We start from the raw sequence: 23,534 nt of genomic DNA on the forward strand, positions 1-23,534 counted from the left end.
AGACGACGAGGTAGATAGGCCTGAGGTGGAAGTACAGTAATGTATGGAGCTGACAGGTACTAATCGGTCGAGGGCTTATCCAATAGTAAAACGCATAGTTTCGTTTCGGATTCAGTTTTCAAGGTACAACCTTGATTTATCTATGAATAATATTCCCTGATAGCTCAGTTGGTAGAGCACTCGACTGTTAATCGAGTTGTCACAGGTTCGAGTCCTGTTCGGGGAGCCATATGGAGAGGTGTCCGAGTTGGCCGAAGGAGCACGATTGGAAATCGTGTAGGCGTCACAAGCGTCTCGAGGGTTCGAATCCCTCTCTCTCCGCCACTATTATTCAATCCATTTATGGCCCGTTGGTCAAGCGGTTAAGACACCTCCCTTTCACGGAGGTAACAGGGGTTCGATTCCCCTACGGGTCACCATTAAAATACTTGCTATCAGAGTGAGTTATATGTTAGAATAAAATGTATATGTTATTTGGAGGCTTAGCTCAGCTGGGAGAGCATCTGCCTTACAAGCAGAGGGTCGGGGGTTCGAGCCCCTCAGCCTCCACCATTTAATATCTCCACCATTTAATATAATATCGCGGGGTGGAGCAGTTCGGTAGCTCGTCGGGCTCATAACCCGAAGGTCGTAGGTTCAAATCCTGCCCCCGCAATTGCAATACCTTAATGTGGAGCCGTGGTGTAGAGGCCTAACATGCCTGCCTGTCACGCAGGAGACCGCGGGTTCGAATCCCGTCGGCTCCGCCATTATTGAACTAATTGCAGATATAATCTTATATGGCTTGGTAGCTCAGTCGGTAGAGCAAAGGACTGAAAATCCTTGTGTCGGCGGTTCGATTCCGTCCCAAGCCACCATTTAAGTAATACAATAGCATATGCCGGTGTAGCTCAATTGGTAGAGCAACTGACTTGTAATCAGTAGGTTGGGGGTTCAAGTCCTCTCGCCGGCACCATTGTGGGGGCTTAGCGAAGTGGCCAAACGCAGCAGACTGTAAATCTGTTCTCGTCGAGTTCGGTGGTTCGAATCCATCAGCCCCCACCAGTTTTTTTATAGGGGCATAGTTTAAAGGTAGAACAACGGTCTCCAAAACCGTTGGTGTGGGTTCAATTCCTGCTGCCCCTGCCAATATTACTTTCTTTACATTGTGGCGGTCGTGGCGAAGTGGTTAACGCACCGGTTTGTGGATCCGGCATTCGGGGGTTCAATTCCCCTCGACCGCCCCATTAATTTAAGATTGTAATACAGAGCCTTATGATCTAATCATTGGGTTGATTTTTTTCTGATGTGGCGGTCGTGGCGAAGGGGTTAACGCACCGGATTGTGGTTCCGGCACTCGTGGGTTCGAAACCCATCGATCGCCCTTTTGATTACAATATATTGGGGATTAGCCAAGCGGTAAGGCAACGGACTTTGACTCCGTCACCCATAGGTTCGAATCCTATATCCCCAGCCATTTATATGCGGACGTGGCTCAGCGGTAGAGCATCGCCTTGCCAAGGCGAGGGTCGCGGGTTCGATTCCCGTCGTCCGCTCCATATACGGCGCCATAGCCAAGTGGTAAGGCACAGCTCTGCAAAAGCTTTATCCCCAGTTCAAATCTGGGTGGCGCCTCCATTTTTATTACACATGCGGGAGTGGCGGAATCGGCAGACGCACAGGACTTAAAATTATGTCGTTCTGTTCGCGCTATTTCTAAACTATCCGTAAGGCTTTACGGTACTTGTAACGCAAGGATTACGCATACTATTATGATACGCTATATATAATCCGAGAACGTCTCCTAACGTACATTTTACGAAAGGAGGCGTTTTTTGCGTTGTCTAATGTTAATAGGGTTCGCCGTACAAACGCTATATCAGCGCCCGCTAACGGACTAGCTCACGCCCTTGAATCTACGGATTTTGACGCAGCTATCTCCGCGTTATTACGTGATTGTAAGGAGCGTAACTTATCCATACGCACGTCCGAGTATTACGAGGATATTTTAACGATGTTAGCACGAGAGTTAAAAGAACGACATATTTATCGACCGATTGACGTTAAGAAGACACACATTATGGAGATAATCACGGATAAGCGGGAGCGGGAAGGAAAAGCAGACGCAACTATGAACAAGTATATTCGTGGGTGGCGAGCTTTCTTTAACTTTTTACGCGCAGAGGGTCACATAACGGACTCACCGTTTGATACGATCCGCGAGATCAAGTCAGAAAAAAAGATTATACAAACGTTTACAGAGGATCAGATTAAAAAATTAATGTCCGTCCCAAATCGAAATACCTTCACGGGGTTTAGGGATGCGGTCATAATGTTACTTATGCTCGATACGGGCCTTAGGCTAGAGGAGGTAGAAGGCATTAGGATCGACAATATTTACTGGAAAGAGCGTCAAATCAAGGTTCGAGGAAAGGGAAATAAAGAAAGACTCGTTCCTTTTTCGCCTAAATTAGATGAACAACTACGTGAATATGTCGCGCATCGTGGATTATTAGAACACGATTTTGTATTCGTTAATATTGATAACAAACCATTTAAGCGGAGAGGCATTCAGCAAGCAATAAAGAACATTGGGGCCGAGGCGGGTATAAAGGGAGTACGGGTTTCGCCACACACGTTTAGACATACCTTTAGTAAAATGTATATTATGCAAGGTGGTGACGCTTTTAGTCTACAGAAAATATTGGGTCACACCTCGTTAGATGTCGTGAGGATATATGTCAACCTTTTCGGTGTAGACTTATCCGGTCAGCACACGAAATATAGTCCGTTAAATAACCTAGACATCTAGCCTATGTTTTTACGGAGGATTAACGGGAAATTAGCAATTATAAGCGTTCGGACGTATAAATAGTAGGAAGACGACAAAGAGGCGTAGATTTGCGGGAATATTCCGTAGGTCTGCGCCTCTTTTTTCGTTTATTATTCGAGTCCGCTTAAATCTACGGCCGTTCTATCGGGATTATACTCGATTAAATCGCCGGGAGTAACGTTTAGACCTCTACACAAACCTTCTAATGTATCATAGTCAATTCTTTTTGTGGCGTTGGCCGATAGAGAAGTTATGGTATTACGACTTACGCCGGTTAGTTCTACCACTTCCTTATTGCTTAAACCTCTTTCTTTCATAATATCTCCTAGACAACATCTAATAGACATGAGAAACCTCCCGAAAATATTTATGCACAATATGTTGACATGCTGAAATAAAAGATGTAATATTAAAACATGCACAAGAAGTCAACATCTTGACTTAAACAGTATATCATCGATTTACAGAAAAATCTATAACTTTCTGATTATTTGCTGTACCCATTTTTAGGAGGCGATTATATGACGTATAGTAGCGGGCGACTTATTAACGGTAGACTTTACGTCCGCACACGTAGAGGTAACTGGATTAATTTACTATTGTTAACTCAAATTTAAGGAGGATTTACGATGAAGAAAATTAAAATTGACGGGTGTGACGCGTTCATAATTAAGGAGAACCTAGTTGTAATAGTTGACATCGAGCGGGGACAAGCGATTCTCACACGTTTATCTGAACTGGACGGCGTTCAGTATCCGAACGCGGATCGCGGCGTACACTTCGAGACTCCGTTGACTATTCAATCGCTACACAAAATTTTTACCGCTGAAAGTGAACTGGATTTGCTAATTAGCGCAGTTCTCGATTAGTTGAGAGGAGGCGGCAAGTATGGAAATAGTAAATGTTGTAGAGTTATACGACGGTCTTGACGTTGTTGGTGAAGTGGGTCGATACGAATTTAAAGCGATTAAAGTGGGACGCACCTCGGTTCTACGTGCGGATTTGAACCCGCAAGAGACGTGGTTATCGATCGAAAAGGTCGAACGAGTTGGTAGAGAACTCCAAGTAAGCCGCGGAACGGAAGCGATGGAAATGTTATTTAGTGTGCCGGGGCATTTGACTATTGATGAAATTGCGGCTATGTCTGCGGTGGACCTTTTGGTTTATTTATCGAAAGCGGGTTCGCTTACAACAAGGCAAGGGGAATCGGTCTTATTATGACGTATAAACTTCTCTAATTCCTGCGACTCGGAGCGGCAACTCCGTTTGGCTAGTCGCATTTATTGATAGCTAAGAAAGGGTGCGCGGGTGGCTCCGTGATTCAGGCACGCCCTTTCTTTTTTTTAATGCGAGATTAACAATCGAGCCTAAACGGCTTAGACTATATAGGAGCAACAAAAAAAAGAGGGGGTTCCATTATGAGTGAATTACGTCGTTTGAGTAAAATTGCAATCGAACAAAAAGCCAGTGTATTAAGTGCGGATCGGGGCGGCTACTCTCCGACGCATCACGACCTATTCCGTATACACTTACCCGCTCTACAGGAGAAACACAAAAAGGGCGACGCGAGAGACGCGCTCTTTCTTCTCTTGTATTTACATGCGTGGGTTAATGGGACCGAATCCAATGATTATTATATGTGGGCGTTTCCAACCGTAACGCAAATACACGAGGACACGGGTATACATGGCGATAGAATAAGCAAATTATGCGAACTTCTCGAAACGGAAGGGTTACTTATAACAAAGAGAATACCTTGGAATGGGCATACAAAAAAAATGTACTTGCCACTTTTTTACGCAAGAGAGGTAATTCCCGTAAACGGGGCGGCTTAATTCCCGTTTATAGGAATCGAGTTAATCGTGTTTATAGGATTATAATAATAACGAATTTAACAATAACGAATTAATAATAATAAACATTACGCCTCATTATTCAGTCGTTTCACTCCTTCATTTTCGGCGGCCTATTATTTAAAAAAGAGATAGACGCAGTTAATTAATAGTTCCTGAACGGAAGTGAAGGTGAGGAACGATAGTGACGAAAGGTTACGTAATAGTATGTCATTCTACTAGGGAGAAGATTAATGTGCGGTTTATTGAAGCCATCCAAAAGTATCAACAAACGGGAGACAGTGTCGTTTTTACAATAATTCGCGATGCTATGAGCATTGATTATATGAACTCACAAACGGGTATGAAATTCGAGAAGCCCGAAATGTATGTCGCCTTTCGGTGCTTACGTCTTCTTAGGGGATTTTTAGCGACTATTAAATATACACTTACTGATTACGGGCTTCACTCAAGCAGAGATACGCCGGAGCATATTTTTTCGGAGTTCTCGGCGGCTATAAAGGGCTGGACGGGGATTGATTTAACTGTGGAGAACTTCACGGAACATGAGGATTATCTTTCTAGGTATCTCCCAACATTCAACGACTTAAGACGTGCCTATGAAAGAATAATCGGCGTCCGACCTACGTTGTGGCAACTTTTTACGGAGGAAATTGTAGAAGAGAATTGGATCGAACTACAAAAGGCACTAGAGTACGCTATCCGGCGGGTTGATACCTCTCGATCAGAGCGAGAAATTGTCCGCTATATAAACAGTGCCACACGTACGGCGTATTATCGTAATCAGTTTGAGGGAATGCGACGAGTTCGCCGAGGCGGAAAGACGAGGTATGTCGTGCCTACCTACTACGGACCAATTTACACTATTTTCGGAAGAGCTAACTTTGACTTAGACTCAATTACTAAGAGGCAATCTAAACTAATTGATCGCATAATCGAAATAGTGAGGGAGGATCATGCTAAAGGTGAGACGGATAGATACAACGTCGATTTGCGAGGAGGCTATAGAATAAAGAATCGCTATATTGCGGACCGGATCGGAGTGCACGAGGCAAGTTTAAGTCGAGCACTAGCAAAAATAAAAAGTGTTAAACAATGACGTATTAATTTAATAAGTGAGAAACAAGCGGGGGAAATTTTCATAATATGTTTGATTTTAATATAAGTAACCATGCCGAGTGCCTGACGGTGTGGTTACTTTTTTATTATTTATTTGTAGCAATAAAATACTACTACAAAAGGAGGTAAACCCATGTTATTAACGTCGGAAGTGATTCGTATTTGTCGTATTAATCTCGGAATGTCACAAGGAGAATTAGCTAGAGCTTCGGGAGTCTCTTGTCCAATGCTCGGCGCGATTGAGCGAGGGGACCGTGCCTTATTGCCCCACGTCGCACGTAGTATCCGCCAAGCTTTAAAGTTAACAGACGCACAGATTGACGATATTGTAAAAGCGCACAAAAGAGTAAATAAAAATGGGAGTGGTATCTAAATGCCCGTTACTGTTACGCAAGATGAACATATTACGGTTGTTAAGTACGCAGATGATAAGCGTCCGTTAAAGATTGAGCCTTTTGTCCTTGATTGTGCGGAAGACGAATCTATTTTTAAACAAGTTGATTCCTATATAACTAGGGTATCCAATGCGCCGAGCAACCTTGCAAAAATGGACGAGTCAAAGTTTTACGCATTAGTTGAGCGATTATCCGTAATGGTTTGTAAAGAGTTCTCACCGTTAAGGACTTGGGGCGTTACGAAACAAGGAATACGTGGGATTGTTTTATTTATTCTTCAAGAGGGGATTGCGGCGGGAGAATGGCCGGAGTATTACCCAGTATCAAGCGATACTTTCGTCCAAGCGGGGGCTGATTATGTTGAATAACTCAGTTTGGCGACTTAGCCCGACCACATTAGCGGCCTACACGGAGGATCGCGAGATCATGCGAAAGATTAGACGATCATATCCGGACTTTACAGAAGCGGCGACTTACGAAAAAGACGGTGTTATATTTGCGCGTCAATATCGTATATCATCAGATCGCAAGCGGGTTGTTCGTCGTTTATTCAATGTACCAATAACGTAAATATTGCGGTAAATTACCGCCTTTAATGCTCGGAGGATGTAACACCTTAACGGGCTGTTTGTCGTGCCTGAAGTCGTGTAAATTCAACGAAAAGAGTACCGAATATGGAGGGAGGAGAGCGGGTGTATGACCGACGAGCGGACGCAAAATCCTATTGTCCATATTTTCGAGGGGCTGATGCAGCTTGTGCTTTGCTTCGGGCGATGAGCAAAACGGACACACGATGCAAGGTATTTCGAGGGATTAACTCGGTGCGTTGCCGTTACTTAGACTCTCAAATATGCAAAAGGGGCTGATTTAGGGTGACAATCACGGTATATCAACAAGTATTTGTTAGCGGAGATAAGACGCGCGCTCACGTCACTATCGTTGATAGCTCCGGCAAAGTATTAGGGCGGCGTTTTACTGATTACGAGGCTTATCCGCTTGCTCAAATTGCGGCGGATAATACGCAATTTTTGTTGCGAGTGCTCAAGCGCAGCTTGTCGCCTAAACGTGTTATCTACGACTGTAATGTACGCGGGAGATACGAGTATAAAGCGAATTCTGGCGGTTTTGAGGGTATGCTGTTAAGCCATCCGAGGATTGACGAAAAGGACACACCGCGTATTCAGTGGGTTGAGCCAAGCACAGAAGACGAAGAAGAGGATACGGAATAACATGCGGCCATTAATTATTGCAACGTTTGTTAATCTCAACGGGATTAAGCCTTTATTCGCCGCACAATTATACGACAAGCACGGTAATTATACAACATCGGTTGTTTGCCCTTGTGACAATCCCGAACTCGCCGTTCAAGTTGCGTTAGAAATGGTTGAATTTGCGGGCTACTTTGGAATAGTAGATTTTCATACGTCTGACCGCAGTTTGTTTGTTGCGGCAACGTTAGAACCGGACCTAAACACTGAAATAGTCCATGAATCAGATACGTCAAATATTTATCGCGAGGTAGTGAGTGGGTCTGATATATACCTAGAGTTTTATCCAGAGGAACAGCAAGAGGAAATAGAAGAAGAAAGACCAAAGCTAACCGGATGGCGAGCAAAAGCAGTCCGTTTTTTAGAGCACCTAATTTTAAAAATATACAACATGGAGGTAAGAAGTAATGAAAAAGTTTCAGGCGATTGAGGACTTTATAGCTAAACACAACACAGTTGGAGAACGACGTGCGGAATTGGAACATCGACGTAAGTCTGCAATCGAGGAAGTGCAAGCACTAAAAGCGGAATATACCGCGGCTGTGCGAAAATCGGTACTTGAGGGCGAGGATAACGTAGCGCTTATCGAGGAGCTAGACGGAAAAATTCAACAGGCGGAGCGTACTTATAGACGAATAGATGCAGAGGTAAGTCTTGGATTAACTCTTACAAATGATGTAGACGGTAGAGAAGCGGTAGCTGATGCGTGGAATACCGATTACTACCCAAACACTATTATGAGAGATACGTTAGAGCCCGCATTAGAGAAGCTTAAAGACGCAGGGCGCGCATACGCAGAGGAATATCAACGAGTCCTAACTATCCTCAACGATGTTGATGCGCTTCACTATAAAACGAAAAAAGCTTTGGGGTGGAATTATGAGTATAGGCTACATGATATAAAAGGAAGAATGCGCCACACGAACAGCCCGCTATATATGGCGCGACTTGATGAAACCGATCTTGAGGATATTAATGCGGGAACACTTCCTCAAAAGTTACAAAATTAAAGGGGGGCTATCTATGAGGTTAGGTACAACATTTTCGCAACTTGAAGAAATGAAAGTAATGGCGGGGGGTTCGCCGGAGCGAATTGCGAAATACAGTACGGCAAAAAGAGAGTACGAAGCGGCTATTGCCCATTTGTTTAACGACGAGTCCGTCGCAGAGTTTGTCCAGTACCCCAATCTAAACTATGTTAATGAACTAGAACAAAAAGCGGCAGAAACCGGCGATCCGGACGATGAGGCAAGAGCAATCATCATGAGAGATAGATACACACACAACGAGAATAGTAATAATAAGTCTAAAGACTGGCGGGCGTCTCGTAAAAAGCTCACCGAGTTGGTGAATAGTGGCGGTCCAGTAACTAAAGGGGACTTAGACGAAGCGCATCGCCTTGTCCGCTATAACTCATCGACAGAAGTGCGGGTCTTATATGCTACGCTAAAACGCAAATTTGAAGGCAACAAAACGGCTGACGAGTAATCGTCGGCTTTACTTTTTATAAGGAGTGGTGATTTTGCAATTATTTAAACGCTCGGGTGTCAAAATCGGCGGTAAAAATGTACATGTACGTAAAATTACGCCCGCAAAATGGCGAGAGCTCTTTGAGGCCGTTGAAACATTACCTCAACTTTTACTTAGCGTAGTAGCGGCGCCGGAAGAACAACGTTCGGCCTACTTAGTGTTAGTCCTAGAAAAGGCACTAAACGACGTTGTTAGCGTAACAGCGGTCTTAACGGGACTAGACGAAAAGTTTATCGAAGAGAATGCCGCCCTTGACGAGTTAGTGTTGTTTTTTGTGGAAACGTTACGAGTGAATAATTTCGGTAAACTCTTGAAAAGCGTCCAAACCTTAGTAACTATGGGAAGCGGATCGGCAGAGCTTTCCAGTGACATAACTTAATGAAAGTAGGTGACGAACATTAGTGACGCAGTAGACGTCGGAGCAATACGCGCCAAGATCGAGGTTGATTTAAGCGCATATAACTCCGGAATGGAGAGCGCGAAAGCCAAGGCGCAAGAGTTAGGCGTTGCCGGTAAAAAGGCGGCTACAGATATGGCCGCTATCGGCGATACTGGCGAGAAAATCGGCCAGCTAACTAAGACTCTCGATAACATTAACCAAAAAATCGAGATACAAAAACGCAAGATGGCGGAGCTAAAAATGTCAATCGCTTCGACGTTTGATTCCGCTAAAAAGAGCAAGCTACAAGAGCAACTAGTAAATACCGAGGCTAATATGTTACGGCTTATTCAAGCGTCTGATAATACCGCGGCTAGGCTTGCGGCGCTTGAGGACTCGACAAAACAAGCCGGCAACCAATTCGCCTCGTTTAACGGTAAACTTAAAGAGATCGGACTAAGTGCGGACCAAGTTAGCCGCGTCGGCAAAGCGCTCGGCGAGGTTAACGCAAAACCCACGGAGACGCAGATCAAAGCGGTACGAGAGGAGCTTGTAAGGCTAGGAGCAAGCGCGGATCAAATCGAAAAGGTTGAGCGTGAGCTCAAAGAAACGGAAAAGCAAGCGGATAAGACTAAGCAAGGTATGGCGGGGCTAAACTCAGCTTTAACGAGTCTTGGCGCAGGCTTTGCGGCGAAATCAATCGTTGATACCGTAACTAGTCTCGCAGACGAGGCAAACAAGTTGCAAATGTCCTACAGCGGCGTAACCGCCGTTAGTAAGGCGTTAAACGTGGACGTTTCCGAGTCAATCGGCTTAGTCGAAGAGTTAAGCAATCGTTGGGGGCTCAACCAAACAACGCTCGCCGAGACGGTTAAGACGTACCTGTCCGCAGGCTTAACGCTCAAGGAGACGAAGGACCTTATTATCGCAACAGCCGACGCAGCTGCGTATAATCGTCAAGCTCACTTATCGTGGGATGAGGCGATATTACAGACAGCGCGCGGTATTAAGCAAGGTAATTCGGAGCTTACGGACGCGGCGGGGATTACAACGAATCTATCCGTTATGTACGATCGGTATGCTAAGACTCTCGGCACGACCGCGGGGAAACTAACAGAAGCCGGCAAGGTCCAAGCGGCTTATAACGGCATGATTAACGAGTCGGCTATGTTCGTCGGTAATGCGGACGAGGCGATGGCGGGCTATACCGGCGTGCAAGCTACGTTTACAAATACGATTAAACAAGCCCGCGCAGAGATCGGAGGCGCGTTTGTCCCAGCGCTACAAGAAGTGTTGGAGCTTATTACGCCACTAATAAAAAATACCGCCGATTGGGCGTCGCAAAATAAAGAAGTAATCGCCGGAACTGCCGCCGCGGGCTTGGCGATTACCTCGCTTATATCTGTAGTGGGCGCATTATCCGCGGCGTTTGTCGTATTAAATTCGGCGATGGGTGGAATCGGAGTTGTACTTACGCTCTTAGGTGCGGTAGCTGCCGGAGTTTTGGCGTATGGAGCGGCGGCAGATAGTGCGTCGGGGTCGGTATTGCGCCTCGCAAATAGTCAAGGCGAACTTAACGCTAAAATGAAAGATGCGGCAAACTGGACGTCTACAGACCTAAAGAACGCTAGAGAAGATATTAAACAGCTAGAGGATTTGGTAGCCGAGCGCAGGATTTTACAATCCAAGATGGATGAACTTCGCGCAAAAATGCCGGATATGTCAAACCCGCAGCCCGGTAACCCAGACCCTGAGCTAACCCGCGAGTTGATAGAGATACGAAAAGGTATCGACGAGATCGACGACGCGTTGCGCGATCTTGATTTTAAAACGCCCGAGGAGGCGGCACGAGCGATTGATGCGCTAAAAGAGGCGACGAAAAATGCGGTTAATGCGACGTTACAGGAGCAAGACGCAACCTTTGCTGCGGCGGCGGCGAACAACGAGCGTCTTAAATCTCTCGAAGCTTCGTTAACGGTTTACGAACAACTAAATGCACGCCAAACGCTTGATGCGGCCCAAAAACAAGAGTTACGCGACGCCACAATAGCGCTCACTTCGGCATATCCGGGGTTAAATGCGGTAATGGACGCAGAGGGGCGTTTGCGTGTGACTAACATCGAACTAGCCGGCCAACAGATCGCCGCGGAAAGGGATATGTTAAATGCAACGCTGAATTATGAGGATCAGCGATTAGCGTCGTTACAGCGGACGACCGAGGCTCAAAAAGAGTCAATCGAGGCGCAGATAAAAAATTACGAAGCACTAATGGCAACCATGCTCGACGTTATTAGCACAACAAACAGCGCGAACACGCTCCAGCAAGAAAAGAATTACGTCCGTAGCATGGGTGAGGTTAATAGCCTATACTCGGAGCAAAACCAAGTACAAGCCTCATTAAACGATATTAAAGCACGTCGCGCAAAACTAAGCAGCGGAAACATACCGAGATCGGGCGGATCGCGGAGCGAGGGACTTTACGATACATCACCGGCGAAAGCGAAAAAAAGCGGCGCCAAGACGCAGAAGTCCGGAAAATCAGCCGCAGAACTCGCAGCAGAGGCGCGCAAGAAAGCGTACGACGCAGACTTAGCGACTATCCGATACATGTCGGACTTTTACGACTGGGACGCGGACATGCAGATTAAAAAATACGAGGAGCTGCAGAAGAAGCACGCGAAGTTTTTAAAAGAGTCTCAAGCGGACGCACGAACGCTTAACTTGCAGCTTAAACGTTTGGGCGAAGATAGCGTCAAGTCCCGTTATGAATTCTCGGCGGAATGGATCACGAAAGAGGAGCGCCGCATGGAAGAATCCGGCAAGACCGAAACGGAAATCGCACAAATGAAGCTTGACGCATGGACGAGAGTTCGGGATAGACACGCAAAGGATTCGGAGCTTTATAAACGGGCAGACGAAGAAGTTTATCGGGCGCGCAAAGACCTCACAACGAAAACGACGAAGCTTGCGATTGACCTCGTTAAGACGCAGAAATCATCGATCGACACCGTTAAAAAGGCGGAGATCGAAGCGATCAAACAACGCAAGCAGGCAGCGCTTGCGGACTATGACGCGCGAATTAAGGCTATCGACGAATTGTTGGCGAAGGAAGCCGAACTAAATTCGGACATTGACTACGAAACACAATTACGCGAGAAAAACGCACGTATCGACTTGCTCGCCTCTGCTGTCGGTCCCGAAGGCATCCAAGAGCGCGAAGACTTGATTAAAGAGCGCGACCGAATGATCCTCGAACACGATCGGGACTTACGCAAACGCGAGCTTGAGTCGCAGAAAAAGGCGCTAACGGACGAGCGAACTATCGAGGAAAAGAAATACGACGATAAAATTCAACGTACTGAAAATCTCTACGATATGTTACTTACCGCATTTGACGGATATAGTGGCGATATTAAAACGATAGAGGCGGTACTTGCGGACTTCCGTGTATCCGAAGCGGCTCGTGCTAATACGAAAATTCTCACGGAGCTTGACGCATTTATCGTACAGTATAACGCAAAAATGGCGAAGGTTGCCGTGTTACAAGAGTCTGACGATTTAGCTACGTACAACTCGAACAAGGAGGCTTGGGTTGCGGCTAAAGCGATGGGGAACACGCAAGAAATGGCGAGACTTAACGCAGAAAACGAAGCACTCCGTAAGAAATACGGTATAAAAACTGACGACGGTAAGAAACTCCAATCGTTCCGTGTCGGAGGCATTGTACAGGGCGTTGGTGACGAACCTGTCGTTGTTAAAGCGCATGCCGGCGAAATGGTGTTAAACGATCGTCAACAGGCGGTACTTTGGGACGCAATAAACGGAGGCATCCGTGTGCAAAACCCGTCAAATAGCGGCGGAGATACGATTATACACAACACATTTGACATGTCTGTCGGAGAGGTAACGCTCGAAGATAATGCGGATATAGCAGCAATGTACAATGAACGTCGCAGGTCGGTTGAACGATTACAAACTCAAGGAATTAAGACGCTCTAGTAGTTGGGGCGTCTTTATCATCTAAAGGGGGAGTTTATTTGAATATAGAATTTGATTTTAGTGGGTTTTTAAAGGGAATAGATAAATCAAAAGAGGCGCTAATTAAGGCGGCAGGGGTCGGAGTAGATAAAGCGACCGACAGTTTACTTCAAACATCACGGGACTTCGCCCCATTAGACGAAGGAACTCTCCGGATGACCGCCGGAAAAAACGTAACCACAAACGGCGATGTTGTCGAGGGCGAGGTCTTCTATAGCGCAACGGAAACGGGTAAGAGCGGTGAACGAGTAAATTACGCGCTAATCACGCACGAACTCCATTCCGGCGACGGCTTTTCGGGCATCCGGTTTAAAGATCCGACAACGCCCGGAACGACGCCGAAATATCTCGAACGTCCGCTCAAACAAAATGCGGATGAGTATCGAGAAATGATCGCCAAAGCTATCCGAGAGGGGTTGTCTAAATGAGTATAGATGATAGATTAGGTTTTTTAAAAGTATTCGATAGATCACGCAACCCAACCGGCCTACTCACGCAAGCCTACGATATCCAACGCCGCCGCCGAATCAATTCCGATTATTTGCTGACGTTTCAAATCCCGATGAACTCCACAGAATACCGCGAACTCATCACGATTAAAGGTCACGTAATGGATGAGCGCGGCCAATATTACGTAATCAATTCGCGCACTCGGAAACGCGACGGAAAGAAACTAATCGCGGAAATCTCGTGTTCACACGTTATGTTCCGACTCACCGATTATAAAGTTCCGTATGCTTCGTATATTAAGGAGCTTTACGGCGCACATATTTCTCAATTAACGGATAAGCTCACCGCGGCTACTAACGGCCGCTTTACGTTTGTCCTTCACGATACATTCGATTTATTCGATGTCAAAGATTGGGGCCGCACGAACTGTCTTGCGGCTCTTAACGATATGGTGCGGATGTATAACGTTGAGCTTGAACCGGATAATTTCGTTATTCACGTACGTAAACGGATCGGCGCAGATAACGGCCACCAATACCGAGCGGCCAAGAACGTAATAAGCTCGTCGTTTAAAGACGATAGTTCTGCGTTAACTACTCGTTTATTCGCACGTATGAAAGACGATCGAACGTGGATCGGACAGCCTGCGACGATATTAACGGCGGAAGAACGCGCTAGACTCGAAGCGATTCCCGGCGCTATCGTTAACGGGGTTTTACAAGTGAATTACCTCGTCTCGCAATATGCGGGCATGTGGGCAACGCCGGACATCCCGTTTCATGACAACGAGATTATCGAACAAAACATCACGAATGTTAACGATTTACTCCGACAAGCGCGCAAAGCCCTCGCCGAAAACGAAGTTCCTGCGTTAGAAATTTCCGTCAGTGAAGCGGACTTGTACAAAATCGACGAAGACGAAACGCGTCCCAATCTCGGCGATACCGTTTATTGCGTTGATCCCGAAATGGAAATGTCGAATATAACCGCAAGAATAACGGAAATTACCGAGTTTCCCTACGATATAAACAAACACGCCCAAGTCGTCGTGTCTAACGTAATGAGTCGGGATTTCGCCGATATCATTGCGGACTTAGATCGGTCAAAACGTATTGTCCACGACATTATGAGCGGCGGCATGATCCGCACGGACGTGTTCGAGTCGTTCGCGAAACAGGCAATCGCAGATATTACGAATAGTAAAACGGAAATAGTGTGGCCGGAAGAGGGCGGACTGTTAGCGAGGGATAAAACGAATCCTTTACGTCAAGTGCGGTTGACTTCGGCAGGACTCGGCGTTAGTACCGATGGGTGGAAGACGGTCAGTGCAGCGATTACGCCTGACGGAGTTTTGGGCCCTCGGATTATCGGACAAATCGGTAACTTTGAGTCGCTATCGGTAGGTAGCGGGAACAATATAATCCTACTCAATCGGACGGGCGGATTATCCGCGGGGCATGCGAACTTTAACTCGGCGCCTTTCCGCGTCGATCATCAAGGGAATGTCGTAATGAATCGGTTGACCGCCAACTCTGCGGAAATAAAGAGTTCGAACTTTACTGACGGCTCAATCGTAGGATCATCAATCAACGTCGGTAACGGGAAATTTACGGTAAGCTCGTCGGGCGACGTTTCAGCTCAAGGCGCAGTGCTATCGCAAGGAACAATTAGCGGTACGCAGATAATCGGGGGAAGTATTACGTCTAACGCCGACATTAATGTTACGAGAGACATCCGTGTAGGCAACAGCATCTATCTCGGACTAACCGGACAGACGAATGACCGTAGAATTGAGTTTGTAGACAGCGGGCCGTATCGCTCATACATCGGATTTACTGACGCCACTAAACAATTAGAGGTATACGGGGCTAACGACGTGCGTATTCGAAGCGGATTAGACGTTACAATCTCCGCGATGCAGGCAACGCTTCCCTCTTATTCATACCTTGGATCGGCTTCTTCGGATTCTAATCGTATAGTTATTAGGTCTGAGTTAGAGAGTAAGGCGGCCTATAATATGACTTACGACAAAGGAACAAAAAACTTAAAAATGTGGGCGCGGGACGGTAGTCTCTTGGCACAGGTAACAATCTCTTAGTCTGTTAAATTTTCTCACGACGTACTATAATTAAGAAAAACTAAGGAGTGTTGCACTTTGAAAAAGTTTATCACAGGTATCGTCGTGGGAGCGTTGTTATTCGGTGCTATTCCGGCATTTGCTAATTCCGTAAAAAGTTTAATAGGAACTAAAGTAACGGGAATATACGCGGTTGAACAAGACGGAAAGAAACTAACGGACGGCGTAGTTCTTAATGGATCAGCATATGTGCCTGTTCGGGTTATTGCCGAAGCGACCGGCACCGGACTCACGGTAGAAGGAAAGACAATTATTCTTGAGGGGAAATCTAAATTGCCACAACAACCTATTATTAATAATACAAAAAGAGACGAACTTATTGAGGACTTAAAATCGCGGGAAGTACACACAGCAAGATACAAAGAAGTAATTAAACAAACAGAGGACGAGATTGCAGAAACCCAAGATAAAACAAAAATTGAAGGTCTTGAAGCGTACAAGAAGGATATTCAAGAAAGACTACTAAGCGTTGAAAAAGAGATTTTAAAGATTAAAACAGAATTAGGCGAATAGAAAAAGAATACACGATAAAGTCACGTCCTTTCCGGCGTGGCTTTTTTGTCGTGCAGAAACGGAGGAATATTAATGAATCAACGTAGACTAATCGAGTGTACTATAGATATATCGAAACCTTACGCAGAACTTACCGAAGTTATCGGCGCGGTGTTAGCGGCTATACCTAACGCAGAGGATCGAGTTAGTTTAATTCAATCGTTATCCGACGTTATAACTACTACGTTATTTGCATTGGAGGATGAGGTAGATGCGCTTAAAGAAGCCGAAACGGGGCCGACCGAGGACGCCGCTTGACATACGCCATTACTTAGCAATCGAATTACTAACGACCAGTCCAACGGAGAACCTAGAAGATATTGCGAAAGCTTGCGGTGTTGATCGACGGACTCTCTTTCGATGGAGGGAACGTAAAGACTTTACGAGAGAGTTGAATAAGGTACAACAACGTAAAATAAATGAATATATACGCAGAGGTAAAGCGAGGATTAAGCACGCAACGGCATCGTATGACTACATCGAGGAGTTATTTCGAGCTTGCGATCTTATTTAGTAACGTAAACAACAGTCACAACAGAAGAATAAACGTAATAAACAGCTTGAAACGTTGATATGACGCTGATTATGCGTACTATTCAACGTACTAATTAGCGTCCCAAAATCATACATTTACGCATTTTTTCAACTAGAGGGTCAAGACGCAAAGCCTCCCGAAACTTTTCAGTTCATAGCATCAACAAGGCGACTCGGACCGGAAGACCGGAATAAACTCGGGGGGTTAACGTGCTTGACGATGTATAAACGATGAATAAACGGATTTAATCACGTTGTATAAATTACCAGTTGAATAGTCGATAAACCGCGTCGTTATGCGAAATATACTGGAAATGTATATGCGTTGTATAACGGTGTTTTATACATGGGCGGGGAGAGTGGCATAGTGGTGCGGGTTTGTCGTACATACACAACGTACAGGATTCTATATCCTACGTGGAGATAGACGCATATAAATGTATAACGTAAACACTACGAATATATAACACTTTACCGTGGTGACGTATTACCCCAAGGCGGTGTTCCTGATGGGGCGCGGCAGACACCCTCAAAATCCGCACACCAAATTAAACCCAACAGGTAATAATTGTAAATAATAAATTATTAAAATACATAGTTGACATGTGCGGGGCGGACGTGCTAATATATATTTTGTCGCCGCGGACGTACATCCGTAATGAACCTGCGCAAGGCTAATAAAACCTTGTTCGTAAGGATGACGAAACGTATCCGGCGAGAATCGAATATTGTACGTTGGGAGAATTACGGAAAAACAGCGTAGCAATGCGGTTACACATGCGGGAGTGGCGGAATCGGCAGACGCACAGGACTTAAAATCCTGCGGTAGGTGACTATCGTACCAGTTCAAGTCTGGTCTTCCGCACCATTTTATATAAACTAAAGTGGTGTGTATAGCAATTATAAAATTTGCCGGTGTGGCGGAATGGCAGACGCGCTCGACTCAAAATCGAGTGGGAAACCGTGGAGGTTCGAGTCCTCTCACCGGTATTAATTTAAAGAGTTCACTAGAGAGTTTCTCTAATGGGCTTTTTTTATGCTTAAATTTAAATTCTACACTACGTTATGATACTTCATTTTACTCAATGTCCCCATACTACAATACTTTTCTATTACTTCTCGGTCTTAAACAAATATTTTAATTTCGTTACATAAGTGTTTTACAAAACACACTAGTTTTATATTAGTTATTATTTCATTTAGTATCTTTACAGTGAAATTTAGGTTTGTTAAAATAACCAATTGCTCGCAATCTATTGTTTCCACAGCCCCAGTAAAGAAATTTAGCTTGCTTGATAAGGGTACGTTACTATTAGGTGCGCATGAAGCGATAAAACGTAGGGCAGGAACCTATTGTATTGTAGCATCTGGAAGGGGACCAACAGATAAAGAGCTAGATCAGGTACTGGAAGCAGTTAAAGAAATTCGCCAAACGATGCCCCTCAAAATTTGTACATGTCTAGGTATTCTCAAGGAAGAACAAGCCAAACGTCTTGCTGAAGCTGGGGTACATCGTTACAATCATAATTTGAATACTAGTAAGTCTAACTATTCAGCAATTACAACGATCCATACGTATGATCAACGTGTAGAAACTGTAGAGAAAGTGAAGAAATATGGTATATCTCCTTGTTCTGGTGTCATTATTGGTATGGGCGAGACCAATCAAGAAATTGTTGAAATGGCATATGCACTCCGTGAGCTAGATGCAGATTCCATTCCAATTAATTTCCTGAATCCTATACCAGGAACACCTCTTGAAGAAGCAGGCCATACACCAGCTATAAAGGCTTTAAAGGTGCTAGCTCTATTTCGTTTTATTTGTCCTACCAAAGAGATTCGTGTGGCAGGTGGTCGAGAGCTTAATCTTCGTACGCTACAGCCTTTAACATTGTATGCTGCCAATTCAATCTTTTTAGGAGATTATTTAACGACAGCAGGCCAAGATATTACGACAGATTATCAAATTATTGAGGATTTAGGATTTGAAATTGAAGAAAGTTGTTAACATGTTTTTTAATTATAAGCTGATAGAAAAGCCCATACTCCATAAAATGCAATAAATATACTAGATGCTCTATTGATCCATAGCAATGATGTCGGTTTTATTTTTGTGCTTAAACGAGACGCTGTGAAGGAAATAAAGAGCCACCAGATTAAAGAGCCAGTGAAAACTCCTGCTACTAGTAGAAGTGCGGGTCCAAGATTAGAATGTGCTATGGCGATGTCTGCCCCTGCAATAATTCCTGCAAAAGCTAATATGGTCATAGGATTTGTGATTGTAATTGCAAATACAGAGGCGTAAGCTGCAAGCAAACCTTTCCTTGAAACTTCAGTATTAAGATTAGCCGGTTTAGAATACCAAGTTTGTATACCTAGCAGAACTAGTAACAAGCCACCAAGAGATTGAAGCCATGCTTGATAGCCTATGAGTAGACTTGTTAACCATGTAAAGCCAAATGCGGCTACACAACCATATATAGCATCTGCTGTTGCTGCACCTAGACCAGAAATAAAACCATATTTAGCTCCTTGAGCTAGTGAACGTCGAATGCAAATTACGCCAACAGGACCAACTGGAGCAGCAATAGCTAATCCAATGAAACAGCCTTTAAGTAGTAATAACATAAGGTCTCCTTTATAAAAATTTTGCAAAAGCCAGCGAAGATAAGGATTAATATCGTTTGCTGGCTTTATTCTATGAGTTTTATTTCATTATTTCATCAGTTAAGAGTGTCAGTTTTCAAGATGCAGGTGTTGATGATGTAGTATTAGAAGGTTTGGATTCTTTGAACATTATATAATACATAAGTGATGAGATTACATACAGACTTCCTGTAATACTAAATGTGATGGCATAACCCCAGTAAGTTCCGTAGGTTGTGACTAGATAGGACTGAACAGGGCCCATCGTCGCCCAACCAACCATAAATGCCGTCTGCATTAAGGAATTGGCAATTCCCCGTCGTTTGTCAGAAATACGCTCAACTAAAATTGCAGACTGTATTGGATTGGCTGCATTCATTAAGGCTTGTCTAAACAGAAAGCTGATTGATGCTACAAAAAGTATATTAGTGAACCCTGTTAATAAGAGAAAAGGCAGGGACATGATCTGAAAAATGACTACTGCCCGTACATTACCTGTTTTATTAGCTAGGGTTGGGCCAATCAACATAGATACAATGGTCATAATTTGACCAAGTGCAAGGAGTAAACTCATGCCACTCATGGACAATGAGAAGCGATTAGTGAAATAAAGATTAAGGTAAGGAATAACAAGCCCAGAACCAAGGCCAATCAACAATTGGGTTGTAACAAATTGAATAATTAAGCGAGAATCTTTATCTTTGGTTATTTTAACATCCGAGTTTACTTTGGTTGGGGTCAGGCTATTTTCATTAGGTTCTTTATTTACAAGCACTTTATTTACATTTACTTTATCTTCAATTTTTGTCCTATGTAAGGTTTTAGTTTCAGTAATAAATAGTAAAGGAATAAAAGCGATTAGCGTCGTAGCTCCACCTAGGAGTAACACGATCTGTAGTCCTAACACTTCAGATATTCCGAAGGTGTGATGAAGCAGGTCAGCTAGAACTCCACCTCCAAGGCTTCCTATAACCTGAGATGCAAGCACAAGTGCAGAATAGTAGCTAAATATTTTGAGACGCTGATTTTCCTTCACGCTATCAGCAAGATAAGGGATTGATAATATCTGAAATACTCCGGCAAATAGGCCAGAGAACACAGCAAACCAGATCAAGCCGTTCGCAGAGTAGTCAAAGGAACGACCAATTAAAGCAATACCGCTGAATAAAGCACCTGCTATGAGTAGTTTCTTCCGACCAAATCTGTCACCAGCCAAACCAATGGGGATAAACATAATTGCTGTGGCTAATGACTGTATGCTGACAATCTGGCCATTCATTGTATCATTATAACCAAGTCTTTGGATGTAAACATTATATAAAACAGAGAACATACCACTTCCAACCTGGCACAGTACACTTGCTAGAAAAAAGAGTTGGATGTTGCGGGGCCAGCCCCCAATTTTATTAAATATTTGCCGTAAAATGCTCAAATGATTCACTCCAGTCTGCCTATACAGTAATTCCAGTTTAACAGGAAAGGTAATTTTTCGGAAGAATCGACCACTGTTTATTTTATGAAATATAATTATCCACTGAAATCAGAAGTTATCAACATATTGTGCACATGTTATATACATTTCAATATAAAATAAAGTTATATATATGGAGTATGATGTGGATTTGTGAGGATTGTTAATAAGTTGTGAATAAATGCTGGATTTACTCACTGAATATCCACATAAATATAAGGTATATCCACAACATGTGGAATAAGTATGAATTTTTGTTGTGTTCAGAAGCTGAGATTATGTATCACATAGACTAAATTAAGGCTTGGGACAAAAAAATGAACCTCAAATCGCACTATATAGTGGATTTAAGGTTCTCTTTACGATTCAAACAATTGGGCTAGCGCTTCATTTTGCCTAATTGATTATTTCACTAGTTAATTATTTTTCAGCTCGGTATGCTGCCAAAAATTCTTTTACCTTGTTCGCATCTGCAACAAGTTCATTGCCGGTTTTTACGATTGGACTTACAGTAGATGCGGCTTTGAATTTATTGTTTTTGTAGAAGGAAAGAATTTCGTCTTGATTAATCGAATACAGAATTGCTTTTCTTAGGTTTTCACTCTTAGCAACTGGACGTTCTCCTGTATTAAATAGGAGGTAAGATACGGCGTTGCTTTCAATCGAAGTTAATTTAAGTTTACTATCACTTGTAATTACATCGAATTTGGTTTCAGGTACACCGTAAACAAGATGAACTTCACCACTACGTAGTGCTGATAATGCACTGTCCATGTCTTGAATGAAGCGAACCTTTACAGTATCGATTTTACCTGCTGCATCGGTACCTTTGCGATAACCAGGGTTTTTCAAGAAAATAGCTTCGTAGTCGTTTTTATAGCTCATGATGTAAGGACCACTTGCATATAACGTGTTGTTATATTTAGCACCCTCAGTTACTGTGCTTTGATCACCATAAGGAATGTCTTTGTTTACATCAAATTTTGCTACATCATAAGTGTTAATGCTTTCGACTTGCTTTTTAGAAACAATACCCGCAGATTGGTGAGCCAAATAGTTAAGTACTTGTGGGAAAGGCTCAGTAGTAGTTAGCTTAATTACTTGGTATTTACCTGCAGCATTGTTTGCATCAGTTTTGTTTGCAACAAGCCCAGTCACTTTATCCTTTAGTCCTGCTTCAAGTGCTTCACGCACTGTTCCTGTGCCATTGGATTGTTTGATGTTATCAAGTGAGCTTAGGTCTGTTACGATCTCTACATTTTTAATGTGCTCATGCAAGCTGTAGGTACGATGATCAGGTACAGAGTTTTTATCTTTCGCTCTATTTAGTGAGAAGACTACATCGTCTGCGCCTACACGTTCACCTGTATCGACTGCTTTTTTCTTGTCAATTTTAGCGAAATTAATATCGTCACGTAACAAGAAGTAATACTCAGAATTACCTTCGGCAATGGTGTAGTTGTAGGATAAGGAATTTTCAGATGTGATTTTATCATCATCCGTTAAATTAATAAGGCGAACATACATATTTGTGTTTAGCTGATTGATCGAACCGTCATTCCCTTTAATTGGATCAAGAGAAGTTAGATTAGATTGCGTTTGAGTTAGTACTAATGGTTGTGTTGCACGTTTTGAAGTATCTTTAAAGTCAATAGGCTCCCATGCTAACGCACGTGATTTAGACAAACGAACACTGTCTGGATTTAAAATATCTTTGTTAAACGCTTGGCTTTTTAAAGAAATGTACAATGGAGCGATATACGCTTTATCAAATACAAGTCTTTGCTCTAATTGCTTGTAGGTCTCTACATATTGCTCAGGAGTTTCAGTTGCTGCCTTATCAATCAAAGCATCAATTTCAGGGTCAGCTAATCGGCTGTAATCTCCGCCTGTTTTAAACAAGGATCTTACAGCATAGTCAGGGTTACCTGTGACGGTTGTCCAGCCTGAAAGGGAAAGGTCATAGTTCCCAGCATCCTCTTGTGCTTTGAAGCTGCTGTAGTCTGGTTGGATATTCAGCTTCACATTGAAGCCATTTTTGGTTAATTGATCTCGAATGATATTCATATCATCTTGATTCAAGCTCATGCCAAGTAGCTCTATGTCAATAGGTGCGCCACTTGCTGTGTTCGTCGTGTTTTTGCCATCTGTGGATGCTGTATCTGTCTTTGTTTTAACTGAGCATCCGCTTACTACGATGGTGAAGATCAGTAGTAGCATAAGCAGTGACTTTTTGTTCATGATGATTCCCTCCGAATAGTTTTTATATTGTGAAGCAATGTATAAAATTTGTAGACTGAAGCTGCCGAAGGTTACAAAGGCATTGGCATTTCAAGCTACAAAATATTAC

At 43.7% G+C, this 23,534-nt stretch carries 23 protein-coding genes, 17 tRNA genes, 1 rRNA gene and 1 pseudogene; 38 read left to right on the forward strand and 4 right to left on the reverse strand.

Features of this window, described 5'->3' with window-relative positions; genetic code table 11:
- From J2Z32_RS10480 to J2Z32_RS10560, 17 genes are all read left to right on the forward strand, one after another.
- Nucleotides 1-83: ribosomal RNA gene (locus J2Z32_RS10480) — 23S ribosomal RNA — on the forward strand; the annotation flags it as partial.
- Between the two features lie 70 nt (nt 84-153).
- Nucleotides 154-229, forward strand: a tRNA-Asn gene (locus tag J2Z32_RS10485).
- A gap of 3 nt (nt 230-232) precedes the next feature.
- Nucleotides 233-324: transfer RNA gene (locus tag J2Z32_RS10490), tRNA-Ser, on the forward strand.
- 20 nt (nt 325-344) lie between these two features.
- Nucleotides 345-419 (forward strand) — tRNA-Glu (locus J2Z32_RS10495).
- A gap of 57 nt (nt 420-476) precedes the next feature.
- Nucleotides 477-552: transfer RNA gene (locus J2Z32_RS10500), tRNA-Val, on the forward strand.
- Nucleotides 553-581: 29 nt separating this feature from the next.
- A tRNA-Met gene (locus J2Z32_RS10505) sits at nt 582-655 on the forward strand.
- 17 nt (nt 656-672) lie between these two features.
- A tRNA-Asp gene (locus tag J2Z32_RS10510) sits at nt 673-749 on the forward strand.
- Nucleotides 750-781: 32 nt separating this feature from the next.
- Nucleotides 782-857: transfer RNA gene (locus J2Z32_RS10515), tRNA-Phe, on the forward strand.
- A gap of 22 nt (nt 858-879) precedes the next feature.
- Nucleotides 880-955, forward strand: a tRNA-Thr gene (locus tag J2Z32_RS10520).
- A 4-nt stretch (nt 956-959) separates the two neighbouring features.
- Nucleotides 960-1,044, forward strand: a tRNA-Tyr gene (locus tag J2Z32_RS10525).
- 10 nt (nt 1,045-1,054) lie between these two features.
- A tRNA-Trp gene (locus J2Z32_RS10530) sits at nt 1,055-1,128 on the forward strand.
- Nucleotides 1,129-1,150: 22 nt separating this feature from the next.
- A tRNA-His gene (locus J2Z32_RS10535) sits at nt 1,151-1,226 on the forward strand.
- A 64-nt stretch (nt 1,227-1,290) separates the two neighbouring features.
- Nucleotides 1,291-1,363: transfer RNA gene (locus J2Z32_RS10540), tRNA-His, on the forward strand.
- A gap of 18 nt (nt 1,364-1,381) precedes the next feature.
- Nucleotides 1,382-1,456, forward strand: a tRNA-Gln gene (locus tag J2Z32_RS10545).
- 7 nt (nt 1,457-1,463) lie between these two features.
- Nucleotides 1,464-1,538, forward strand: a tRNA-Gly gene (locus tag J2Z32_RS10550).
- Between the two features lie 5 nt (nt 1,539-1,543).
- Nucleotides 1,544-1,617: transfer RNA gene (locus J2Z32_RS10555), tRNA-Cys, on the forward strand.
- Nucleotides 1,618-1,819: 202 nt separating this feature from the next.
- Nucleotides 1,820-2,791 (forward strand): tyrosine-type recombinase/integrase, encoded by a 972-nt coding sequence (locus tag J2Z32_RS10560; protein ID WP_210089126.1) that lies wholly within the window; start codon nt 1,820-1,822, stop codon nt 2,789-2,791.
- Nucleotides 2,792-2,922: 131 nt separating this feature from the next.
- Here J2Z32_RS10560 and J2Z32_RS10565 read toward each other — a convergent pair whose 3' ends face one another.
- Entirely contained in the window at nt 2,923-3,129 is a 207-nt protein-coding gene (locus tag J2Z32_RS10565; RefSeq protein WP_245251381.1) for a helix-turn-helix domain-containing protein, read from the reverse strand.
- A gap of 312 nt (nt 3,130-3,441) precedes the next feature.
- Between J2Z32_RS10565 and J2Z32_RS10570 the strand changes: the two genes are divergently transcribed.
- The 21 genes and pseudogenes from J2Z32_RS10570 to bioB form a co-directional block, all read left to right on the forward strand.
- Complete coding sequence (locus J2Z32_RS10570) at nt 3,442-3,681, forward strand: hypothetical protein (RefSeq protein ID WP_210089128.1); 240 nt, start codon at nt 3,442-3,444, stop codon at nt 3,679-3,681.
- 19 nt (nt 3,682-3,700) lie between these two features.
- Nucleotides 3,701-4,033, forward strand: a complete 333-nt coding sequence (locus J2Z32_RS10575; protein ID WP_210089129.1) for a hypothetical protein — start codon at nt 3,701-3,703, stop codon at nt 4,031-4,033.
- A 197-nt stretch (nt 4,034-4,230) separates the two neighbouring features.
- Nucleotides 4,231-4,647: a hypothetical protein gene (locus J2Z32_RS10580; protein ID WP_210089130.1), complete on the forward strand. Its 417-nt coding sequence runs from the start codon at nt 4,231-4,233 to the stop codon at nt 4,645-4,647.
- A 253-nt stretch (nt 4,648-4,900) separates the two neighbouring features.
- Nucleotides 4,901-5,764: a hypothetical protein gene (locus J2Z32_RS10585; protein WP_210089131.1), complete on the forward strand. Its 864-nt coding sequence runs from the start codon at nt 4,901-4,903 to the stop codon at nt 5,762-5,764.
- 153 nt (nt 5,765-5,917) lie between these two features.
- Complete coding sequence (locus tag J2Z32_RS10590; protein ID WP_210089132.1) at nt 5,918-6,157, forward strand: helix-turn-helix transcriptional regulator; 240 nt, start codon at nt 5,918-5,920, stop codon at nt 6,155-6,157.
- The gene (locus J2Z32_RS10595) at nt 6,158-6,547 is read left to right on the forward strand and encodes a hypothetical protein (protein ID WP_210089133.1); all 390 of its coding nucleotides are present in this window, start codon (nt 6,158-6,160) and stop codon (nt 6,545-6,547) included. It abuts the gene before it with no gap.
- Nucleotides 6,548-6,605: 58 nt separating this feature from the next.
- The gene (locus tag J2Z32_RS10600) at nt 6,606-6,749 is read left to right on the forward strand and encodes a hypothetical protein (protein WP_245251382.1); all 144 of its coding nucleotides are present in this window, start codon (nt 6,606-6,608) and stop codon (nt 6,747-6,749) included.
- Nucleotides 6,750-7,051: 302 nt separating this feature from the next.
- Nucleotides 7,052-7,408 carry a hypothetical protein gene (locus tag J2Z32_RS10605; protein ID WP_210089135.1) on the forward strand — a complete coding sequence of 119 codons (357 nt, stop codon included), beginning with the start codon at nt 7,052-7,054 and terminating at the stop codon, nt 7,406-7,408.
- A 1-nt stretch (nt 7,409) separates the two neighbouring features.
- Nucleotides 7,410-7,877 (forward strand): hypothetical protein, encoded by a 468-nt coding sequence (locus J2Z32_RS10610; protein ID WP_210089136.1) that lies wholly within the window; start codon nt 7,410-7,412, stop codon nt 7,875-7,877.
- Entirely contained in the window at nt 7,855-8,457 is a 603-nt protein-coding gene (locus J2Z32_RS10615; RefSeq protein WP_210089137.1) for a hypothetical protein, read from the forward strand. The genes J2Z32_RS10610 and J2Z32_RS10615 overlap by 23 nt, the downstream gene beginning before the upstream one ends.
- A gap of 13 nt (nt 8,458-8,470) precedes the next feature.
- Nucleotides 8,471-8,935, forward strand: coding sequence for a hypothetical protein (locus tag J2Z32_RS10620; RefSeq protein ID WP_210089138.1), 465 nt, complete (start codon nt 8,471-8,473; stop codon nt 8,933-8,935).
- Between the two features lie 34 nt (nt 8,936-8,969).
- Nucleotides 8,970-9,356 (forward strand): hypothetical protein, encoded by a 387-nt coding sequence (locus J2Z32_RS10625; RefSeq protein WP_210089139.1) that lies wholly within the window; start codon nt 8,970-8,972, stop codon nt 9,354-9,356.
- Between the two features lie 9 nt (nt 9,357-9,365).
- Nucleotides 9,366-13,355, forward strand: coding sequence for a hypothetical protein (locus tag J2Z32_RS10630; RefSeq protein WP_210089140.1), 3,990 nt, complete (start codon nt 9,366-9,368; stop codon nt 13,353-13,355).
- A 38-nt stretch (nt 13,356-13,393) separates the two neighbouring features.
- Entirely contained in the window at nt 13,394-13,822 is a 429-nt protein-coding gene (locus J2Z32_RS10635; RefSeq protein WP_210089141.1) for a hypothetical protein, read from the forward strand.
- Nucleotides 13,819-15,942 carry a phage tail protein gene (locus J2Z32_RS10640; protein WP_210089142.1) on the forward strand — a complete coding sequence of 708 codons (2,124 nt, stop codon included), beginning with the start codon at nt 13,819-13,821 and terminating at the stop codon, nt 15,940-15,942. Before J2Z32_RS10635 ends, J2Z32_RS10640 begins: the two co-directional genes overlap by 4 nt.
- A 57-nt stretch (nt 15,943-15,999) precedes the next feature.
- The gene (locus J2Z32_RS10645) at nt 16,000-16,494 is read left to right on the forward strand and encodes a hypothetical protein (protein ID WP_210089143.1); all 495 of its coding nucleotides are present in this window, start codon (nt 16,000-16,002) and stop codon (nt 16,492-16,494) included.
- A 72-nt stretch (nt 16,495-16,566) separates the two neighbouring features.
- Entirely contained in the window at nt 16,567-16,791 is a 225-nt protein-coding gene (locus tag J2Z32_RS10650) for a hypothetical protein (RefSeq protein WP_210089144.1), read from the forward strand.
- On the forward strand, nt 16,745-17,047 hold the full coding sequence (locus J2Z32_RS22715; RefSeq protein WP_210089145.1) for a phBC6A51 family helix-turn-helix protein: 303 nt from the start codon (nt 16,745-16,747) through the stop codon (nt 17,045-17,047). Before J2Z32_RS10650 ends, J2Z32_RS22715 begins: the two co-directional genes overlap by 47 nt.
- A 799-nt stretch (nt 17,048-17,846) precedes the next feature.
- Nucleotides 17,847-17,935: transfer RNA gene (locus J2Z32_RS10660), tRNA-Leu, on the forward strand.
- Nucleotides 17,936-17,978: 43 nt separating this feature from the next.
- Nucleotides 17,979-18,057: transfer RNA gene (locus J2Z32_RS10665), tRNA-Leu, on the forward strand.
- Nucleotides 18,058-18,310: 253 nt separating this feature from the next.
- Nucleotides 18,311-19,075, forward strand: a pseudogene (gene bioB / locus J2Z32_RS10670) (biotin synthase BioB); the annotation flags it as partial.
- Nucleotides 19,076-19,083: 8 nt separating this feature from the next.
- Here the strand turns inward: bioB and J2Z32_RS10675 are convergent.
- From J2Z32_RS10675 to J2Z32_RS10685, 3 genes are all read right to left on the reverse strand, one after another.
- The gene (locus tag J2Z32_RS10675; protein ID WP_210089146.1) at nt 19,084-19,695 is read right to left on the reverse strand and encodes a LysE family translocator; all 612 of its coding nucleotides are present in this window, start codon (nt 19,693-19,695) and stop codon (nt 19,084-19,086) included.
- Between the two features lie 115 nt (nt 19,696-19,810).
- Nucleotides 19,811-21,145, reverse strand: coding sequence for an MFS transporter (locus tag J2Z32_RS10680; RefSeq protein WP_210089147.1), 1,335 nt, complete (start codon nt 21,143-21,145; stop codon nt 19,811-19,813).
- Nucleotides 21,146-21,604: 459 nt separating this feature from the next.
- Nucleotides 21,605-23,425, reverse strand: coding sequence for an ABC transporter substrate-binding protein (locus J2Z32_RS10685; protein ID WP_210089148.1), 1,821 nt, complete (start codon nt 23,423-23,425; stop codon nt 21,605-21,607).
- Nucleotides 23,426-23,534: the final 109 nt, after the last annotated feature.

The organism is Paenibacillus turicensis (assembly GCF_017873435.1).
Classification (GTDB): domain Bacteria; phylum Bacillota; class Bacilli; order Paenibacillales; family Paenibacillaceae; genus Fontibacillus; species Fontibacillus turicensis.

What these genes read in the sequence shown, in the direction of transcription:
- J2Z32_RS10565 (WP_245251381.1), bottom strand. Translation starts at nt 3,129, where the DNA reads ATGAAAGAAAGAGGTTTAAGCAATAAGGAAGTGGTAGAACTAACCGGC.
- J2Z32_RS10570 (WP_210089128.1), top strand. Translation starts at nt 3,442, where the DNA reads ATGAAGAAAATTAAAATTGACGGGTGTGACGCGTTCATAATTAAGGAG.
- J2Z32_RS10575 (WP_210089129.1), top strand. Translation starts at nt 3,701, where the DNA reads ATGGAAATAGTAAATGTTGTAGAGTTATACGACGGTCTTGACGTTGTT.
- J2Z32_RS10580 (WP_210089130.1), top strand. Translation starts at nt 4,231, where the DNA reads ATGAGTGAATTACGTCGTTTGAGTAAAATTGCAATCGAACAAAAAGCC.
- J2Z32_RS10590 (WP_210089132.1), top strand. Translation starts at nt 5,918, where the DNA reads ATGTTATTAACGTCGGAAGTGATTCGTATTTGTCGTATTAATCTCGGA.
- J2Z32_RS10595 (WP_210089133.1), top strand. Translation starts at nt 6,158, where the DNA reads ATGCCCGTTACTGTTACGCAAGATGAACATATTACGGTTGTTAAGTAC.
- J2Z32_RS10600 (WP_245251382.1), top strand. Translation starts at nt 6,606, where the DNA reads ATGCGAAAGATTAGACGATCATATCCGGACTTTACAGAAGCGGCGACT.
- J2Z32_RS10610 (WP_210089136.1), top strand. Translation starts at nt 7,410, where the DNA reads ATGCGGCCATTAATTATTGCAACGTTTGTTAATCTCAACGGGATTAAG.
- J2Z32_RS10615 (WP_210089137.1), top strand. Translation starts at nt 7,855, where the DNA reads ATGAAAAAGTTTCAGGCGATTGAGGACTTTATAGCTAAACACAACACA.
- J2Z32_RS10620 (WP_210089138.1), top strand. Translation starts at nt 8,471, where the DNA reads ATGAGGTTAGGTACAACATTTTCGCAACTTGAAGAAATGAAAGTAATG.
- J2Z32_RS10640 (WP_210089142.1), top strand. Translation starts at nt 13,819, where the DNA reads ATGAGTATAGATGATAGATTAGGTTTTTTAAAAGTATTCGATAGATCA.
- J2Z32_RS10650 (WP_210089144.1), top strand. Translation starts at nt 16,567, where the DNA reads ATGAATCAACGTAGACTAATCGAGTGTACTATAGATATATCGAAACCT.
- J2Z32_RS22715 (WP_210089145.1), top strand. Translation starts at nt 16,745, where the DNA reads ATGCGCTTAAAGAAGCCGAAACGGGGCCGACCGAGGACGCCGCTTGAC.
- J2Z32_RS10675 (WP_210089146.1), bottom strand. Translation starts at nt 19,695, where the DNA reads ATGTTATTACTACTTAAAGGCTGTTTCATTGGATTAGCTATTGCTGCT.
- J2Z32_RS10685 (WP_210089148.1), bottom strand. Translation starts at nt 23,425, where the DNA reads ATGAACAAAAAGTCACTGCTTATGCTACTACTGATCTTCACCATCGTA.